The organism is Idiomarina sp. 29L (assembly GCF_004123135.1).
Lineage (GTDB): Bacteria > Pseudomonadota > Gammaproteobacteria > Enterobacterales > Alteromonadaceae > Idiomarina.
Genome location: NZ_SDJS01000002.1, coordinates 18,280 through 35,838 on the forward strand (window position 1 = coordinate 18,280; position 17,559 = coordinate 35,838).

A 17,559-nucleotide genomic window follows, 5' to 3' on the forward strand; every position below is an offset into this window, starting at 1 on the left:
CTTAATCCTTATAAGAATTCTTCACCGCCGCCACCGCCAAGCATGATTTCGCCTGCGTCAGCTAATCGACGTGCCGCCGCCAGAATGTCTTTCTGCGCTGCTTCCACATCACTAATACGTATCGGTCCCATGGCTTCAAGGTCGTCACGCAGCATATCGCCAGCACGTTTTGACATGTTCTTGAAAATCTTCTCCTGAACCGCCTCGTCGGCGCCTTTCATGGCTTTTTGCAAGGTCTCGCCTTCGACTTCGCGCAGCAAGGTCTGAATACCACGGTCGTCGACATCCACCAGGTTCTCGAACACAAACATCAAGTCCTGAATGTTCTGACTCATTTCTTCGTCCTGCTCGCGGATAGAGTCCATCAACTGACCTTCGATGTTGGTATCCAGGTAGTTCATGATATTCGCCGCTGCTTTCAAGCCGCCCATCTTCGCTGCCTGAGCACCGGCCTGACCTGCAAACTGCTTCTCCATAATCTCGTTCAACTCTTGCAGTGCTGCTGGCTGAACTTCTTCTAAGTTGGCGATACGCATCATTAGGTCCAGGCGCACTTTTTCCGGGAACTGCGCCATAATCTCGGCACTCTGCTCCGGGTCCAAATAAGACAGAACAATGGTCTGAATTTGTGGGTGCTCGTTGCGAATAATGGTCGCTACTTGTTTTGAGTCCATCCACTTCAGCGAGTCCAGACCTTTCGAACCACCGCCCATGACGATTTGTTCAATCAGGTTACCGGCTTTGTCTTCACCCAACGCTGACGTTAACGCTTTACGCACAAACTCTTCACTCTTGAAGCCGATATTAGTGAACTTCTGAATTTCTTCCAGGAACAAATGGTGAACGGCGTTGACTTTGTCCTGGTTAAAATCTTCCAGACTTGCCATGGCCATACCCACCTTCTGTACCTGCTTAGGCTCAAGGTGTTTCAGAATTTGTGCCGCGTCTTCCTCAGACAGACTCAGCAATAATATTGCCGCTTTTTCAACGCCCTCAAGGGAGTTCACATCGAACTCAACCTTGCCGCGTTTGGTTCTCATATCTTGATCAGGCATCTTCGTTCAACCATGCTTTGACAACTTGCGAAGACAGTTCTGGTTCATTAGCAACTAACGCACGAACCGCTTTCAACAAGTCTTCATCTTTATGCAAGTCCGGCAACTGCAGGCTACCGTCTGCACCAAACCCAACTGCACTCTCATCAAACTGTGAGGATAACAGATCAATGGTTTCATCGCCCATTGCTTCATCGCCTTCAAATAACGCTTCTGCATCGTCCTCAACATCGGCTTCCGGATTCATCAGTTTCTTAAGCATCGGACGAACCACCGCTAATATCAAGACCATGATAACTAACGCGCCCATGACCAAGCGGAAAGCACGCCAGAACCACGGCTCTTCCCACAACGGCGTTTCGCCATCACCCAGTTGCGGCAATTGAGCAAAAGGTACGGACACCACTTCCAGTGCGTCACCACGGTTGATGTCAAAGCCTAAACCACCTTGCAACAAGCGACGAATATTGGCGAGTTCTTCTGCGCTTCGCGGCTGCTGCTGAGCTTCGCCATTTTCGCCGGTAGTTTGTGCATGATTCACCGCAACCGAAACGCTCAACCGCTCAATAGTGCCAGTCTGATTTCTGGTGTGAGTAATCGAGTTGTCCAATTCATAGTTGCGCGTGGCCTCGCGATGAGTACTGCCATTAACCGTACCGCCAGCGCTACCCGGTCCTGCTTCTTCAGGAATATCAGATTCCAATGGCGGCTGGTTCGTTAACGCACCAGGAATACCGCCAATCGGGCTACCCGTAGAGCGGTTTTCTACGGTCATTTCGCTACGAATAGCCGGCATATCAGGGTTAAACTGGCGCTGAGTTGATTCGCGCTGAGTGAAGTCCATCGTGACATCAACTTGCGCCGTGTAATTGTCATAGCCCAATATCGGAATCAAAATGCTGTCAATTTTTTCTAAATACTCGGCCTCGCGCTTTTGTTCAATTTGATACTCGCGCGAACTTTTTGCCGCTAACGCACTTTGAGAACCGGAGTTTAATAGGCGACCCGCCTGGTCTGTGACGGTTACCTGCTCTGTACTTAGCCCAGTGACAGAGGACGCCACCATATCGACAATCGAGGCAACTTCTTCTTCACTTAATGCGGTACCGCCCCGAACGTTCAGCATCACCGATGCCTTGGGCTGCTTTTCACGACGGGCAAACACATTCTGTTTCGGTACGGCCAAAAGCACACGCGCTGCCGACACCTTTTTCATTTCCTCAATAGCGCGTGCCAGTTGCACTTCGCGTGAATGAATCAGTCGTTCTCTTTCCAGGCGCTGACTGACACCAAAGCCCGGCTCGCTCATTAAAATCTCTGAGCCATCAGATTCAGCGTTACCGTAGTTAACCCCGGCACGCGTTAGTTCCAGTTTAATCGCGTCGTATTTCTCTTCAGGCACTGAAATAGTGTTGCCATTCACTTTATACTCAATGCCGTTCGCATCCATATAGTCGAGCGTGCTCACCAGTTCTTCAGTTTCTAACTTACCCAAAGGACGGTAGGTCGGCTCTTGCGCCCACAACATAATAAAGACGGCAATAGCAACGCAGATAGCCAAAGCCAGTACCACAATAACCTGACGCAGCATGTCAAAGTTACCCAGCATATCCATAATGCCGGATTTTTCATTGCCCTCGCCAGAAGCGCCTGTATCCGGAGAGTCCGGAAGTGCATTGTCCTGCACCATTAAATCGGTTGATTCAGCCACAATTCAAATCTCCAGTGCTACTGCGGTTTATACCGGCATTGACATGATTTCTTTGTACGCATCGACTATTTTGTTGCGTACCTGAACGGTTGCCTCAAAGGCAATGCTTGATTTTTGACTGGCTATCATGGTTTGTTCCAACGTGACATTGGGGTCGCCAAGCTCCATACGAGTTTTTAAATCGCCCGAGGTTTGCTGCAGCTCGTTAACATTATCGATAGCGCTTTTCAGCATATTCGAAAAGTCGGCATTCGCAGTATTTCCCGGAAGGGCATTAACATTGGTTGCCTTGTCGCTTTGAGACGCCTGAGCAGACATTGCCTGCATCTGCTGGTAGAGTGCGTTGGCTTCCACTTTCATAATTCACCCCGTCAAAAAATCATCGTTTACAATTCTTAACAGGTATTATGCAAGTGGAATGCCAACTTTAATTTATGGAGAGACCCTGTTCGCGGATCTTCGCTAATTTATAGCGTAATGTGCGTGGACTAATGCCTAGCTCATCAGCGACGGGCTTGCGTTTGCCCTGATGACGCTGAAGCGCGTCTTTGATAATTCGGTACTCTTGATGGAACAATGAATCATCCAGCTTATCCGCTGTGTCGGTAGCACGCACAGTCTGCTCTTCATTACTTTTTTCAGACTGACTGACTTGCTCAGGAAAGACAGTCTCATTACTCACGGGTGCACTCGACTGTTGGTTCAACTGCAACATCAAATCATCGGGTTCAATAACTTCGTTTCGGTGCAAAACCAACGCACGCTGTACAACGTTTTCCAGTTCCCGGACATTCCCTGGCCAGTGATATTCCGTTAAGCGATGTTTTGCCTGCTCACTAAAGGAAACCGGCGTTTTTATACCCGAGCGCTGTTTGTGTCGCTGCAACAGGTTTTCCGCCAACGGCAGAATATCCGCAGGTCGCTCGGCCAAAGGTAACCAGTGCAGCGGGAAGACGTTCAGTCGATACATTAAATCTTCGCGGAACGCCCCTTGTGCCACAGCCTGCTGTAAATCTCGGTTTGACGTTGCAAGAATTCGGACATCTAACTGAATAGTTTTCCGAGAGCCTAGGCGCTCTACCTGCTTTTCCTGCAAAACCCGCAACAGCTTCGCCTGCAAATGCAGCGGCATTTCGGTGATTTCATCCAATAAAATTGTACCGCCCTGCGCTAATTCAAACTTACCCGGTTGCGACTGAGTAGCACCGGTAAATGCGCCTTTCTCGTAACCAAACAGCATGGACTCCAGCATATTTTCGGGTATTGCCGCACAGTTAATGGCGACAAAAGGTGCCTGTGTGCGATTTGAATGCTTGTGGATATAACGCGCCAGCACTTCTTTACCGGTGCCGCTCGGTCCGGTAATCATCACACTGGCATCACTGTCTGCAACACGTTTCGCCATCGCAAATACTTGCTGACTCGCCGCTTCTTCAGCCACTGGACTGACATCATCAATCGCGCCGTCCGGTAAATAACGCTGCACGAGCGTTTGCAGCTTTTCGATGGAAAATGGCTTCGTCAAATAATCGACGGCTCCTTCTCGCATGGCGATAACCGCATCATCGACTTTCGCGAACGCGGTCATCATGATGACCGGAATATCGTACTGCTGCCGGTTCATGCTACGTAGCAATTGTAAGCCATCAACGCCAGGCATTTGTACGTCACTAATCACCAGAGACACTTTCGTCTCTTTTAGTGCCACCAGTGCTTCTTCGCCATTTGCGGCTTCCAGACATTGGCAATCAGCAAGCTCAAGCGTGTCGATGATTGCTTCACGCAATGAAACATCGTCTTCAACCACCAGTACCGTGCGCGCGGTTGTCATTTCACTGTTAACCATAACGTACCTCTTCCAGCGACGGCTCCTGAAAACTGTGAACCGGAATAGACAGCGTAAACCGACTGCCTTTGCCAGGCTCGCTTTCCCAATCAATGCGACCGTTATGGGCTCGCAAAACGGTTTGAACCACAGCTAATCCCAACCCGGTGCCGTTTGACTTACCGGTAAAAAATGGCGTGAATATTTGTGATTGCTTGTCTTTTTCAATGCCGGCGCCCGCATCAATAACAGACACACACCAGTGACTACTTTCAAGGTGCGTTTTCACCAGTACTTCCTGCCCCTGCTGGCTGGCGTCAATCGCATTATTAATCAAATTTTGTAATGCACCCGTTAACGCGGTTTTATTACCTTTTAAGATCGCACTGTTCATTTCATCAGGCATATTAATCGTGACGTGATGCTGAGTCGCATAAGATTCAACGTTGGACGCTACCGTGGTCAACAAACTTTGTGTCGTCAGTTCTTCCAAAACCGGTTTTTCACCGCTTTTTGCAAACAGCAACATATCGTTGACCTGCTGCTCTAAATTATGAAGCCTGGACAACAATTTATGGGAAAAGCGCTGCTGTTTTACTGGTGATATCATGCCTTGTGACAAATTTTGAGCGTAGAGAATGGCTGCGGACAACGGCGTGCGTATTTGATGCGCTAAGGACGCCACCATTTTCCCCATCGATGATAACCGTTGTAAGTGAGAAATACGTTGTTGCAGCTGACGGGTTTCGGTCAAGTCCGTCAAAACAATCAGCTGCCCCGGCTTTTCATTCACCTCAGAGGTATCAATACGAACGCGCCGTCCACTTTTTAAGGACACTTCGTGCCAGTCATCGGCTTTGGGCGCAAACAATGTTGCGACGAGATCACGCCAGACTTCACCTTTTAAGGAATGTTCGAGTAATGATTGCGCGTTGTCATTGCAGTAATCCACAACACCGTGACTGTCCAGCAAAATCACGGCATTGGGCATTGCATCAATAATTTGATGGTAGGTCGCCATACTGACATCTCCCACGTCATACTACGTTTTAATTAAGCGTAGTAATGCAAAATAGATGCCAGTAAATTATCTTTTATTTTCAATAAGTTACATTGTCAAAAAGTCGACGGAAGCGGTTAGTCGTCTTTTTGAATGCCGTATTTTTTCATCTTTTCAACCAGCGTCGTACGGCGCATACTCAGCAGATCGGCCGCCTTAGCAACCACCCAGTCAGACTTTTCGAGCGCCTGGGCTATCATTCCCGTTTCAATTTCGCTGAGCATATCTTTTAAGTTCACACCGTCATCAGGTAATTCTGGGTCAATGGAAGAAGCTCCCGATTCCTCAAGCGCTTCATCGTCTTCCGAATCAGAGAAAATGGCATTCAGCGCTTCGCGTTCCAGCATTTCTTCGGGATAGTCCGGCGTGGGGCTACTGTGATCAATATGTTGATACTTAGGGGGCAAGTCTGACACATCAACCAGACTGTCAGGATGCATAATGGTTAACCGCTCAATTAAGTTGGTCAGTTCCCGAACATTTCCCGGCCAGCGGTGGTAAGACAATGACTCAAGCGCTCGCTCAGTAAAACGCACGCCAACGCCCCTCTCCTTTTTAAAGCGCTGCGTCAGCTCCTGCATCAACAGTGGCACGTCTTCCTGACGCTCGCGCAGGGCGGGCATTTCAATCGGGAATACATTCAAGCGGTAATACAAGTCTTCCCTGAATTTGCCGTCGATAATCATTTGTTCGAGCTCACGGTGGGTGGCGGCTACCACACGAACGTCGGCAGCGATACTTTTACTGCCACCCACTCGTTCAAATGTCCGCTCTTGCAATACCCGCAGTAATTTTACCTGCATTGGCATTGGCATATCGCCAATTTCATCCAGAAACAGAGTGCCGCCTTGCGCCAACTCAAAACGTCCCTTTCGAGCGCCTATCGCTCCGGTAAAGGCACCTTTCTCATGGCCAAATAATTCACTTTCTAACAGGTCCCCGGGAATTGCACCGCAATTTACGGGGACGAACGGACCTTTATGCCGCTCTGACAAGTCATGAACACCTCTGGCCACGACTTCTTTACCCGTCCCCGACTCGCCCAGAATCAGGACGTTGGCATCGGTTCCCGCGACTTGCTCTATAAGTTGCCGTACGTGCTTCATCGCACGCCCCTGGCCAATGAGAGTTTGTTCTAAATGAGAGCGCTTTGGGTGTTGTTTATTCGCTTTACGGCCGGGCATTTGCTGGTGATAAGCCTGGCAGTAATGCAACAGGTTAGATAGGCTGAAATAGTCAAACGAGTCGTCTAAAGGCCCCAGAACATTGGCTTTTTCTAAAGCACTTTCATGTTCACTAGCAGCACAAATAAAGGGTAAGTGCGGCGCATTACTGGCCAAGTCCCGTAGATTATCAACACCTGTACCGGCTATCACGCATAAAGCCTCGGCTGGACTTAAGCTCAGTAACTGCTCGGGCTCAACAACTTTTACAGACTCGCCAATAAAGGTCAGAACTGTCTCAAAGTGCTGCCTGCGAGCGGGATGTTGCTCAACCAGATAAACTGTTCTTGTTTTTACCATAGACGAATTACCGCAACGTCCTAGTTCACGTAGCCCAATACAAAGGTCTCGCCCGCACTGGAAAGAAACCACTGCTCTTTTCCATCAACTTCTCGAGTCTGTGCAATCGATACCCACTGATAAAATACATTTCGATGCACTTTGGCTTCGAGCTCTCTTGGCATCATAACGTAAGGAACACCCTCTTTAATTTGTAACGGATGTTCAGAACTCAAAACCAGAGTATCACCGATATTGGTTGTTAACAGCAAGAGGCTTTCGCCATCTTCTGTGCGTTGTTCCCAATCGACCACCAAAAAAGGGGCATCATCGACGGTAATCTTCACTTTTTCAGCCGGTGTGACCAGAAAGTAATCGTCACCTTCTCTTACGAGTACAGAGGCAAAAAGTTTTACCAGTGCCTGCCTTTGAATTTCACTGTCCTGATAATACCAACGCCCTTCGCCATCAATTCGTATTGGGATTTCTCCACAATACGGCGGATTCCACTGCTCAGTGGGGGCGTGTTGATGCTTTTCCAGCTCTGCGATGAGGCGGTTTAACGACATACGACGTTATCAGTCAACCAGCTTCTTTTGACGTAATAAGTACCAAAGTGTCGCTTCCGTACGATTAGACACCTTTATGGCTTTAAATATTGCCGACAAGTGCACGCGGATGGTGCCCTCAGTAATACCCAGAATATTGGCTATTTCTTTGTTCGACAAACCTTGTGCTAACAGCTGCATAATTTCCAGCTGACGTGGCGACAAAAAGCCCTCGGCACCGCTGGATTTATCGCGAGGCTCGTTAAGGTAAGGGTCATCCGGGATGTAACGGTCACCATTGAGTAACGCACGAACCGCTAATTTCGCTTGTTCGGCCGTACTGTCTTTTGGTAAGTAACTGCGCACCCCGGCAGCAAGCACCTGTCGAACCTCTGAAATAGAGCGCGGGCGCGTAAAGACAACCAAGTGTGCCATCGGCGCTTCTTTTTTGATTTTCTGCAGCGCCGGACGAATTTCCGCGTCTGGTAAGTCCATATCTAAGAAAATGAGGTCGTACTTATCGGCGGACAGGTAGCTTTCTGCCACTTCAAACGAGTCGGCTTCATAAATCGAAGGCTGATTCGCATAATTCGTTAAAAGCTGTATGAGCCCTGCACGCATAAAAAACTCAGGGTCTATAATGAGAATCTTCATTCCGACGTCCAAATTACCCGTTCTAAAATTAACTTTTAGCATACCTAAAATATAACAGACAGCAAGTATTTTGGTTGGTGATGTTGTCTATCCAAGATGAGTTGTTAATTTCGTTAACAAAAAGTTTATTCCGCTGTCTGGTTTATTCGCGCTAAAAAACGCTATAGTGTGACTTTACTTAAAAAATAAAAGAGTGTTGTGAGTATGTCTTTATCACGTCGTTTTTCATTAACATCCATTGCCACCGCTTCCATTACCAGTGCGCTTTTAAGCGCAACAGCGGTTGCCGATACGTTATATACCAACGCCAATGGGTATACACTAACCAGCCCTGCCGGAGAAAATGCGGTATTACAGCAATTTTCGTCCATGCTGATAGATAACGGTAAGATTAAGGCCATTGGTGGTGACGAGCTAAACCAACGCTATTCAAACACCGACGATATCATCAACTTGCAAGGCAAAACTGTTCTCCCCGGCCTTATTGATGCACACGGACACGTTCTGGGTTTAGGGAACAGCTTATTACAGGTGGACTTACGCGACAGCACATCAGTAAAAGACGCTGCTCAACGTGTTAAACGCTATGCAGACACACAGCCGTCTCTCCCCTGGATAACCGGGCGCAGCTGGAACCAGGAGAACTGGGAAGAAAAACGTTTCCCGCGCGCCAGCGACCTTGACGAGCTAGTTAACGAACGCCCCGTTTGGCTCACCCGCGTTGACGGCCACGCTGGCTGGGCTAATTCAGAAGCGTTACAGTTAGCGGGCATTGATAAAGACACCGTATCTCCTGATGGTGGCGAAATCGTCAAAGATGAAAACGGTCAGCCAACCGGTGTTTTAATCGATAATGCCATGCAGCTCGTTGAAAAGGTCATACCGGAAGCCAGCTTTGAACAGCAACGCAAAGCTTTCCAGCTCGCCTTCGAGCATTTGGTTGAGCGCGGTATCACGTCGGTTCATGACGCAGGCATCAGTGCCGACGAAGTGTCGGTGTATAAAGGTCTGCATAATCAGGAACTCATGCCACTGCGTATTTACGGTATGCTAGCGGCAACAGAGCCCAAATTGCCGCAGCTGCTGGCAGAAGGCCCCTACCAGACAGACGACGATAAGCTGACTATCCGCAGCGTTAAAATATACGCCGATGGCGCGCTTGGCAGCCGTGGTGCCGCACTAATAGAAGATTACAGTGACGACCACGGCAATCATGGTCTGATGGTCACGTCACAAGAGCAGATGATGTCGCTGTACCGTTTGATTATTCCTCACGGATTCCAGGTTAATACGCATGCTATTGGTGACCGGGCTAACCGCGTTGTGTTGAATAATATAGAACAAGCTTACGAGACAATCGGTGGTCGTAATTTAAGAAACCGCATTGAACATTCTCAAATCGTGCACCCTGACGACCTGCACCGCTTTAAAGAACTGAACTTAGTTGCCTCTATGCAACCGACTCACGCTACCAGTGATAAAAACATGGCAGAAGACCGCTTAGGTAAAGAGCGCATGGAGGGCGCTTATGCCTGGCAGACGTTTTTACAACAAGGCACTATCGTGGCCTCGGGCTCTGACTTTCCGGTTGAACTGGCAAACCCATTTTATGGCTTACATGCAGCAGTGACCCGCCAAGATCGTGAAAACATGCCGGAAGGCGGCTGGTACGCCGATGAGAGCATGAGCCGGGCACAGGCATTGCGTTCATTCACCATCGATGCGGCCTACGCAGCGTGGCAAGAACAAGAGCTGGGCTCTCTGGAGCCGGGCAAATGGGCTGACTTTATTATTGTTGACCAGGATCCTTTTGCCGTGGATGCAACAGACATTTGGCGAACCGATGTGGAAGCGACTTTCGTGGCCGGTGAGCGCGTTTATTCCAAAGGAGACAATAACGAATGAGTGATGACTTTTTATTCGCAGAAGACGAAGTCGAATCAGTCAGCGAAGAAACCGTCGAGCCCTATCATATTCTCATTGTTGATGACGATGAGGAGATTCACACCATTACCAAAATGGCATTAAGTGAATTCCGCCTGGACGGTCGCCCGCTGCAGTTTCACTCGGTCTATTCCGGCAAAGACGCTATCGCCTTTTTAAATAAAAATCGCGACATTGCCATGATGCTCCTGGACGTCGTTATGGAGACGGATCACGCGGGACTCGACGTCGCCAAATGGGTACGCGAGGAGTTGAAAAACCGTTTAATACGCATAGTGCTTCGCACCGGTCAGCCGGGTCAGGCGCCAGAAGAAGATGTCATTGCCCGTTTTGATATTGACGACTACAAAGAGAAAACCGAGCTGACCTACCGTAAGCTCGTCACGTTAATGTACTCATGCTTACGCGCCTACCGCGACTTAAATGCCATCGAACGCAACAAGCGCGGATTAGAAAAAGTCATTAATGCGTCGGCAGAGGTGTTCTCAGCCCGCTCAATGCAGGGGTTATGTCAGGGAATTTTGGAGCAGCTGGTCGCATTAATTACGCATAGCGACGACGCTATGTATTGCCGCATTGATGCACTCACCGCCAGTTCAGACACCAACGAGCCGTTCGAAATCATTGGCGGCACGGGTGACTTTGAACAGGCCGTGGGCGACCCTGTTAACAGCGAAATTGACTGGGATATTGTGCGCCCTATGCAGCAAAGTGCTAAAAACGTTGAGTTCCGTATTGTCGACGGTAACTATTATGGGCTTTATAAAACCAGTAGCTCGCGTCAGTATTTACTGTTTATTCGCGGTGTCCGTGACTTGTCTGAGCTGGATCAAAACCTGCTGGGGCTATTTGTGAATAATAGCTCCATTGCCATTGATAACCTGCAAGCCACAGAGAGCGAACGGGAGGCTCAACGTGAATTGCTTTACAGCGTAGGCGAAGCCATTGAGAAGCGCTCTATTGATGAAGTCAGTCACCACGTCAAACGTTCAGCTGAAATGGCCGGGCAGCTGGCGATTGCGGCCGGTCGCGATGATGAACAGGCGCAGGCATTAAAGCAAGCCGCGTCGGTCTATGATATTGGTAAGGTGTCGGTGCAGCTGGAATTGGCTCAGCGTGCCGACGCACTGAGTATTCATGATTACGAAGAAATCATGCAAAAAGTCATACAAGGGCACGACTACTTGCAGCAAACAGATACCGCTGTTGCGAAAATAGCGGCTGGTATTGCACAGGATATTCATGAACGCTGGGACGGCTCAGGTTTCCCAAGCCAAAAGCAAGGCGCTGATATTAATGTTAACGCCCGTATTTTGGCTATTACCAGCCACTATGATGCGCTTCGCACGCAGCGCAGTTATCGAGAAGCCCAGGAAGCGGAAGCGGCAGCTGACTATTTACTCAAACACAGCGGCGTGTTTTTTGATCCGGAATTAGTCGGACTTATGCTCGACAATTTGGATGCAATGGAAAAAATTCGTAAGCGTTATCAGGACAACCAGTAAGCATTAACAAGGTGTTAGTAGAGGAACCACTATGGATTTACAGGCCATGCGCCGTGAATACGGTTTAGGCAGTTTGCACCGCGAGCAATTATTTGCCAGCCCGGTAGAGCAATTTGAACACTGGATGAAGCACGCCATTGATAGCGGCGTATTGACTGACCCAACGGCAATGACTGTGGCAACGGTCAATGCCGATGGCGTACCGAGCCAACGCATTGTTCTATTAAAAGGCTATAACGAGCAAGGTTTTTGCTTTTACACCAATAAGAATAGCCATAAAGGCGATGATATTCGCGGTAACAATCAGGTTTCGTTGCATTTCGCCTGGCTTGCACTTGAGCGACAAATCAGCATTATCGGACAGACCGTTGAATTAAGTGACGAAGAAAACGATGCGTACTTTCATTCGCGTCCGAAAGAAAGTCAGGTAGCCGCCCTTGCCTCTCAACAAAGTCGCCCGGTTGATAGCCGCGATGTATTAGAAAGCCACTATCAGGCGTTACTGAAAGAATACGCTGATACCGAAGTGCCGCGTCCACGTCATTGGGGCGGGTATCGCGTTATCCCCGATACTTTCGAGTTTTGGCAAGGCGGTAAACACCGCCTTCACGATCGCTATCAGTACACCCGCGACGGTGACCATTGGCGAATTACCCGGTTGCAGCCTTAGGCAATTCGACCTCACAAAATTCGGCGCAACGCTTTAATACTTTCAGTGTCGCGGGAGTATAAACCATCCCCTTCTTGAGCTGTTCGCGCTTACGAGCAAGAGCAGCTTCACCGGGAACTCGAACCGGTAATTCAGGGTCAGCCGGAGCACTGTTTCGTGCATCATCCAATAAACAGTCAACCTGCTTCAGAAACTCAGCTTTATCCCCAAAGGCTTCCGGGTCGATTACCTGAACCCATACGGTATTCGCGTCACCGTCCTCAGCGCCCTGCACACGACCGTATTGCGCCAGCGCCATGGACCAAATTTCACTGAACAAGGTAAGGCCATAACCTTTGTAACCGAGTTGCTCCCCTCCCAGAGGAGCAATGGCGCTGCCGGGAGATTCAAAGAAACTAAGCGGGTCATCTGTCCATTCGCCGTTCGGTTTTATTAACGCTTTGTAAGGTAAGTTCTCCCCATTCGCTTTTGCCTGGCGTACTTTACCCGCCGCCGTCATTGAAAAGCTGATATCAAACAGCATCGGCTCTTTTGAGCTGGGTACCCCCACCGCAAAAGGGTTCGGCGAAAACACCGCCTCTTTCCCGCCGAACGGCGCAACCGCCTTCTGCCCCGGAGTCGAGCACATTAAATTCACCGCCATGCCTTTGTCAGTGGCAATGGTTAAATAGGCAGCCAGAGACGCCACATGTTGGCTACGTCGTAACACCACCGTTCCCGTGCCTGCCTGTTTGGCCATTTCGCACGCCGCATTAACCGCCTGCGGTACCACGTAAGGTCCCGGCAAAAACTGTGCATCCCAATTTGCGACGGCTGCACGTTCACTTAATACCACCGGTTGCCCTTTTGGCAAGCTTTTACCGTCTTTTAGCCATTGGCAGTTATTCAGCAAACGAATTAAACCGTGTGTACTAAACCCCAGTAAGTCTCCCTCCAGAAGATAGTACGCCACATGGCGAGCTACCTCGCCCGATGCCCCACAATTGGTTAAGCACGACTGCGCCCATTGCGCTAATTCAGAATAATCAAAACGTGACACGTCGGTGTTCATGAAATTTCCTCTTGGTGACGGCTAGCAGGTCGTTTAAGCTACGCATAAGACATTATCAAGGAGTACAGATTGTGTCATCTGATAACACAATAAACAGAATTGCATTGATTACCAGCGGCGGTGATGCGCCAGGGATGAACGCGGCCATTCGTGCGGTGGTATTAGCTGCGGAAAATTACGGCATTGAGGTAATAGGCTTTCGACATGGCTACGAAGGCGTACTCAACAATGACTTTGTGCGCTTAGACAGAGAAGACGTCGAACATATTATGCAGTACTCGGGCACCATTATTAAAAGTGCCCGTAGTGAGCGCTTTAAATCCGATGAGGGCGGGCGTGAAGCAGCGACCAACTTAGACGCGCACCAAATTGACGCCTTTATTGTCATTGGCGGTGACGGCTCGTTCCGTGGCGCCGACCATTTAGCGAAATTTTGGAACGGTCCGATTATCGGTGTGCCCGGCACCATCGATAATGATCTCTATGGCACCGATCACACTATTGGATATGACACGGCGGTTGAAACCGCTATGGACGCATTGGATAAAATTCGTGATACCGCAGAAGCCATGGATCGCGTATTCATTGTTGAAGTCATGGGGCGTAACGCCGGCTATATTGGTATCAGCAGTGCCATGGCGTGTGGCGCAGAGCGTATGATTCTGCCGGAGCTGCAAAAAGACAAACCATTAACGGTCGAGGCGCTGGTAAAGCACATTGAGTCGGTGCAACGCGTCCGCGGTGATTCCAGTTACGTGATGGTGCTGTGTGAAAACCAATGGCCTGGTGGTGCAGTTCGACTTGCAGAGCAACTGGAAGATCGTCTTAACTTACCGTGTCGGCCGTGTTTATTAGGACACGTACAACGAGGCGGCCGCCCAACGGCTATGGACAGAATTTTAGCAACACGTTTGGGCGTTCATGCGGTAGAATTAGTCCGCCAAAATCAGACCGGTGTTATGGCGGGTGTTAATGCCAATGAACTAAGCGCTACGCCACTGTCTGAAACCTGGACAAAACGTAAAAAACTGAGCGAAGAGCTCATTAATATTCAGCAAAGTTTGTTTAACCCGATTAAAAAAAATCGGCAGAAATCGACACAAACCGACGACTAGAAAGAGAGGTCACTAAAGCGCATGCCCGCAATGTCATTACCCGTATCGTTGAACGATCCTATCCGTCCGTTTTTTGGTGCTGAGCACAGTACCGAATTGCATTCGGATCACACACATATTTTAGGATTTGGCTTTGACGGCACCGCCTGTTTTCGCAAAGGCACCAAAGAGGGGCCAGATGGCCTGCGTTCGGTTTCTGAAGACATCGAGTCTTACTCACCCTATTTAGATGCCGACCTTGAAGACCATACCTTTTATGATTTAGGTAATTTGCGACTGGGCTTTGACGATGACGAAGAAAAACAGTGGCATCATGCTCTGAGTGACTTTAACCAGATTTTTGACGACGTCGATTTAACCAAAGAAAACATTAAGCTACTGACGTTAGGTGGTGAGCATTCAATTTCTTACGCGCCTATTGTGAAATATTTGAAGCAATACCCAGATTTAGTGCTGTTACATTTAGACGCTCACGCTGACTTGCGCGATGGCTTCCTCGGTTACCACTACTCGCACGCGTCGATCATTCGCCGCTCGGTTGATCACTTCGGCCCTGGTCATGAGCTTATCCAGTACGGTATTCGCTCTGGTACGCGGGACGAGTATCAGTGGATGAAAGAGCACAAAACCATTCGTAAATCGCGTCAGGAATTCTTAGAAAGTGTTAATGCTATTGCGGCAGACAGACCGGTCTATTTGACGCTAGATCTGGACTACTTTGACCCGTCGTTTTTCCCGGGAACCGGTACACCAGAGCCCGGCGGCGAAGACTTTCACTCGTTTGTCAGCTTAATGAAAATTTTGCGCCAGAAAAACTTCGTCGGCGCCGACGCTGTTGAGCTTTCACCGCCGATAGACCCTACCGGCAACTCCAATGTATTCGCGGCCAAAGTGGTGCGCGAGCTGTTACTTGCTTTAGAGCGCGCAGGAGCCTAATTGATGTCAGACTGGAATATTGATCAAGCAGAAGAATTGTATGGCGTTAACCGTTGGGGCGCAGGCTATTTTTCGATTGGCGACAACGGCAACATTCAAATTCGTCCGAATCATCGTCTGCCTGACTTGGCCATTGATATGCAGGAAGTGGTTGAAGAAATAAAGTCAGAAGGCATTGAGCTGCCGGCGGTAATTCGTTTTCATGACATTTTGCGCTCGCAAGTCGAAATTATTAACGAAACCTTTGCGCAGCAAATTCAGGACGCCGATTATAACGGCAAGTATTGCGGTGTGTTCCCAATTAAAGTCAACCAAATGCGCGAAGTGGTTGAAGAAATTATGGACGCTGGCGAACCGTACAATTACGGGCTGGAAGCGGGCTCTAAGCCGGAGCTGATGGCAGTTATGGCGTACAATGAAAACCCCGACGCGCTGACCATACTGAACGGCTACAAAGACAAAGACTACCTGACGCTGGCACTGCTTGGCCGTCAGTTACGCCGCAAGATGATTATTGTCATTGAAAAGTACAGCGAGCTGGAAATGCTGATTCCGCTGGCCAAAGAGTTAGGCGTTGAGCCTATGATTGGTCTGCGCTCAAAAATGATGGTGAAAAGTGCCGGAAAATGGGCTGGTTCCAGTGGCGATCGCGCTAAATTTGGTTTAAGCATTGCCGAAATACTGAATGTGGTTGAACGCTTACGTCAGGAAGACATGCTGCACTGCGCCAAGCTTCTGCACTTTCACATTGGCAGCCAGCTGTCTGATATTCGTAAGATAAAAGAAGCCGTCAGTGAAGGTGCTCGTTTGTACGCTAAGCTTATTCAGGAAGGCGTACCGCTCGAGTACTTAGATATTGGCGGCGGTTTGGGCATTGACTACGACGGTACCAGTACCACCAGCGATTCCTCTCGCAACTACTCAACCGAAGAATACGTAGCCGACGTGGTTTGGGGCGTTAAACAGGTGTGTGACCTAGAAGAGGTGCCGCATCCGAATTTAGTCAGCGAGAGTGGGCGTGCAATGACAGCGCACCATAGCTGTGTCGTGACCAACATTGTCGGAGAAATAAAACCGGCTAGCACTAATTTCGATGTGAGTCCCAGCGACGATGAGCATATTTTGGTGAAAAATATGCGAGAACTGCACCAGTCAGGTGACCAATTTCACCCTCAGGAGCGTTACAACGACGCCGCTGGTTATAAGCAGAATGCTTATGAAGCCTTTAAATTGGGCATTTTGTCGTTACAGGAAATGGCGAAGCTGGATACCATGTATTGGCAAATACTGGCAGACATTCATCAGTCACTGGACAAAGACGCCTATGTTATTCAAGAGCTGGAAGAGCTTGAAGATATGCTCGCCAGCCAGTACTTATGTAACTTTTCTATTTTTCAGTCAGCCGCAGACACCTGGGCCATTGGTCAGGTACTGCCAATAGTGCCTATTTCGCGTTTAAACGAAAAGCCGGAAGTGCGCTGCTCCATTGCTGACATTACGTGTGACAGTGACGGTAAGCTGGGCAAATACATTGAAGGCACCGAAATTAGCGATAACATTCCAATGCACTCTTTGCGTAAGGGCGAAGATTATCATGTCGGGCTATTCTTAACAGGTGCGTATCAGGACGTCATGGGCGACATGCATAACCTCTTTGGCCGACTGACAGAAGTGCACGTGTATTGTCACGATGACGAGCGTGGCGACTTCTACATTGAAGAAGTGGTGCCAGGTACTTCCGCTGAAAAAGTGCTGCAAACCATGCAGTACAATACGGAATACATGGCCAAAGCGGTTAAGAAACAAATTGACCGTCAGGTTCGAAATGGTGGTCTCGCACCAAGAGCCGGTGTTCGCTGGACAAACTTTTACGAGAAGTGTTTAGCCGGCAGCACCTACTTAAGCGTTGAATAATTCACCAAAACAACCGCTTAATGTGCAATTACTGAGCAAACAGTAAAAAAGGCACGAAAAGCGGTTGAC

General features: G+C 49.0%; 15 protein-coding genes. 6 read left to right on the forward strand and 9 right to left on the reverse strand.

The annotated features are described in order from the left end of the window. Positions 1-8: 8 nt before the first annotated feature. From fliG to EST55_RS03905, 8 genes are all read right to left on the reverse strand, one after another. Positions 9-1,055: a flagellar motor switch protein FliG gene (gene fliG, locus EST55_RS03870; RefSeq protein WP_088768721.1), complete on the reverse strand. Its 1,047-nt coding sequence runs from the start codon at positions 1,053-1,055 to the stop codon at positions 9-11. Further along, on the reverse strand, positions 1,048-2,766 hold the full coding sequence (gene fliF, locus EST55_RS03875) for a flagellar basal-body MS-ring/collar protein FliF (RefSeq protein ID WP_129496574.1): 1,719 nt from the start codon (positions 2,764-2,766) through the stop codon (positions 1,048-1,050). The genes fliG and fliF overlap by 8 nt, the downstream gene beginning before the upstream one ends. Positions 2,767-2,793: 27 nt before the next feature. Beyond that, positions 2,794-3,126 carry a flagellar hook-basal body complex protein FliE gene (gene fliE / locus EST55_RS03880; protein ID WP_053954033.1) on the reverse strand — a complete coding sequence of 111 codons (333 nt, stop codon included), beginning with the start codon at positions 3,124-3,126 and terminating at the stop codon, positions 2,794-2,796. A 67-nt stretch (positions 3,127-3,193) separates the two neighbouring features. Next, entirely contained in the window at positions 3,194-4,612 is a 1,419-nt protein-coding gene (locus EST55_RS03885; protein ID WP_240665241.1) for a sigma-54 dependent transcriptional regulator, read from the reverse strand. Further along, positions 4,605-5,612, reverse strand: coding sequence for a PAS domain-containing sensor histidine kinase (locus tag EST55_RS03890; protein WP_129496575.1), 1,008 nt, complete (start codon positions 5,610-5,612; stop codon positions 4,605-4,607). The genes EST55_RS03885 and EST55_RS03890 overlap by 8 nt, the downstream gene beginning before the upstream one ends. Positions 5,613-5,728: 116 nt before the next feature. Next, the gene (locus EST55_RS03895) at positions 5,729-7,174 is read right to left on the reverse strand and encodes a sigma-54 dependent transcriptional regulator (protein WP_129496576.1); all 1,446 of its coding nucleotides are present in this window, start codon (positions 7,172-7,174) and stop codon (positions 5,729-5,731) included. 20 nt (positions 7,175-7,194) lie between these two features. Then, a complete protein-coding gene (locus tag EST55_RS03900; RefSeq protein ID WP_129496577.1) occupies positions 7,195-7,722 on the reverse strand; it encodes a DUF1285 domain-containing protein in 528 nt (175 codons plus the stop codon). A gap of 9 nt (positions 7,723-7,731) precedes the next feature. Beyond that, positions 7,732-8,355, reverse strand: coding sequence for a response regulator transcription factor (locus EST55_RS03905; protein WP_088768726.1), 624 nt, complete (start codon positions 8,353-8,355; stop codon positions 7,732-7,734). 204 nt (positions 8,356-8,559) lie between these two features. Between EST55_RS03905 and EST55_RS03910 the strand changes: the two genes are divergently transcribed. Genes EST55_RS03910 through pdxH form a run of 3 tightly spaced genes read left to right on the forward strand, consistent with a single transcriptional unit; the run spans position 8,560 to position 12,474 of the window. Beyond that, the gene (locus EST55_RS03910) at positions 8,560-10,260 is read left to right on the forward strand and encodes an amidohydrolase (RefSeq protein ID WP_129496578.1); all 1,701 of its coding nucleotides are present in this window, start codon (positions 8,560-8,562) and stop codon (positions 10,258-10,260) included. Continuing rightward, on the forward strand, positions 10,257-11,804 hold the full coding sequence (locus EST55_RS03915; protein WP_100690620.1) for a response regulator: 1,548 nt from the start codon (positions 10,257-10,259) through the stop codon (positions 11,802-11,804). The genes EST55_RS03910 and EST55_RS03915 overlap by 4 nt, the downstream gene beginning before the upstream one ends. Before the next feature lie 31 nt (positions 11,805-11,835). Further along, a complete protein-coding gene (pdxH, locus tag EST55_RS03920) occupies positions 11,836-12,474 on the forward strand; it encodes a pyridoxamine 5'-phosphate oxidase (protein ID WP_129496579.1) in 639 nt (212 codons plus the stop codon). Here the strand turns inward: pdxH and EST55_RS03925 are convergent. Further along, complete coding sequence (locus EST55_RS03925; protein ID WP_129496580.1) at positions 12,455-13,525, reverse strand: Ldh family oxidoreductase; 1,071 nt, start codon at positions 13,523-13,525, stop codon at positions 12,455-12,457. The two genes, pdxH and EST55_RS03925, sit on opposite strands and share 20 nt — an antisense overlap. A 71-nt stretch (positions 13,526-13,596) precedes the next feature. On the opposite strand from EST55_RS03925, the gene EST55_RS03930 reads away from it, so the two are divergent. From EST55_RS03930 to speA, 3 genes are read left to right on the forward strand one after another with little or no spacing between them, the layout of a single operon-like run. Beyond that, the gene (locus EST55_RS03930) at positions 13,597-14,640 is read left to right on the forward strand and encodes an ATP-dependent 6-phosphofructokinase (RefSeq protein ID WP_100690622.1); all 1,044 of its coding nucleotides are present in this window, start codon (positions 13,597-13,599) and stop codon (positions 14,638-14,640) included. A gap of 30 nt (positions 14,641-14,670) precedes the next feature. Then, a complete protein-coding gene (gene speB / locus EST55_RS03935; protein ID WP_240665242.1) occupies positions 14,671-15,576 on the forward strand; it encodes an agmatinase in 906 nt (301 codons plus the stop codon). Between the two features lie 3 nt (positions 15,577-15,579). Next, a complete protein-coding gene (gene speA / locus EST55_RS03940; protein WP_129496582.1) occupies positions 15,580-17,490 on the forward strand; it encodes a biosynthetic arginine decarboxylase in 1,911 nt (636 codons plus the stop codon). The last annotated feature ends 69 nt before the right edge of the window (positions 17,491-17,559 follow it).

Excerpts from the sequence above, each read along its gene's own strand:
- fliG (WP_088768721.1), bottom strand. The coding sequence starts at position 1,055 with ATGCCTGATCAAGATATGAGAACCAAACGCGGCAAGGTTGAGTTCGAT.
- fliE (WP_053954033.1), bottom strand. The coding sequence starts at position 3,126 with ATGAAAGTGGAAGCCAACGCACTCTACCAGCAGATGCAGGCAATGTCT.
- EST55_RS03885 (WP_240665241.1), bottom strand. The coding sequence starts at position 4,612 with ATGGTTAACAGTGAAATGACAACCGCGCGCACGGTACTGGTGGTTGAA.
- EST55_RS03890 (WP_129496575.1), bottom strand. The coding sequence starts at position 5,612 with ATGGCGACCTACCATCAAATTATTGATGCAATGCCCAATGCCGTGATT.
- EST55_RS03895 (WP_129496576.1), bottom strand. The coding sequence starts at position 7,174 with ATGGTAAAAACAAGAACAGTTTATCTGGTTGAGCAACATCCCGCTCGC.
- EST55_RS03900 (WP_129496577.1), bottom strand. The coding sequence starts at position 7,722 with ATGTCGTTAAACCGCCTCATCGCAGAGCTGGAAAAGCATCAACACGCC.
- EST55_RS03905 (WP_088768726.1), bottom strand. The coding sequence starts at position 8,355 with ATGAAGATTCTCATTATAGACCCTGAGTTTTTTATGCGTGCAGGGCTC.
- EST55_RS03910 (WP_129496578.1), top strand. The coding sequence starts at position 8,560 with ATGTCTTTATCACGTCGTTTTTCATTAACATCCATTGCCACCGCTTCC.
- EST55_RS03915 (WP_100690620.1), top strand. The coding sequence starts at position 10,257 with ATGAGTGATGACTTTTTATTCGCAGAAGACGAAGTCGAATCAGTCAGC.
- pdxH (WP_129496579.1), top strand. The coding sequence starts at position 11,836 with ATGGATTTACAGGCCATGCGCCGTGAATACGGTTTAGGCAGTTTGCAC.
- EST55_RS03925 (WP_129496580.1), bottom strand. The coding sequence starts at position 13,525 with ATGAACACCGACGTGTCACGTTTTGATTATTCTGAATTAGCGCAATGG.
- speB (WP_240665242.1), top strand. The coding sequence starts at position 14,671 with ATGTCATTACCCGTATCGTTGAACGATCCTATCCGTCCGTTTTTTGGT.
- speA (WP_129496582.1), top strand. The coding sequence starts at position 15,580 with ATGTCAGACTGGAATATTGATCAAGCAGAAGAATTGTATGGCGTTAAC.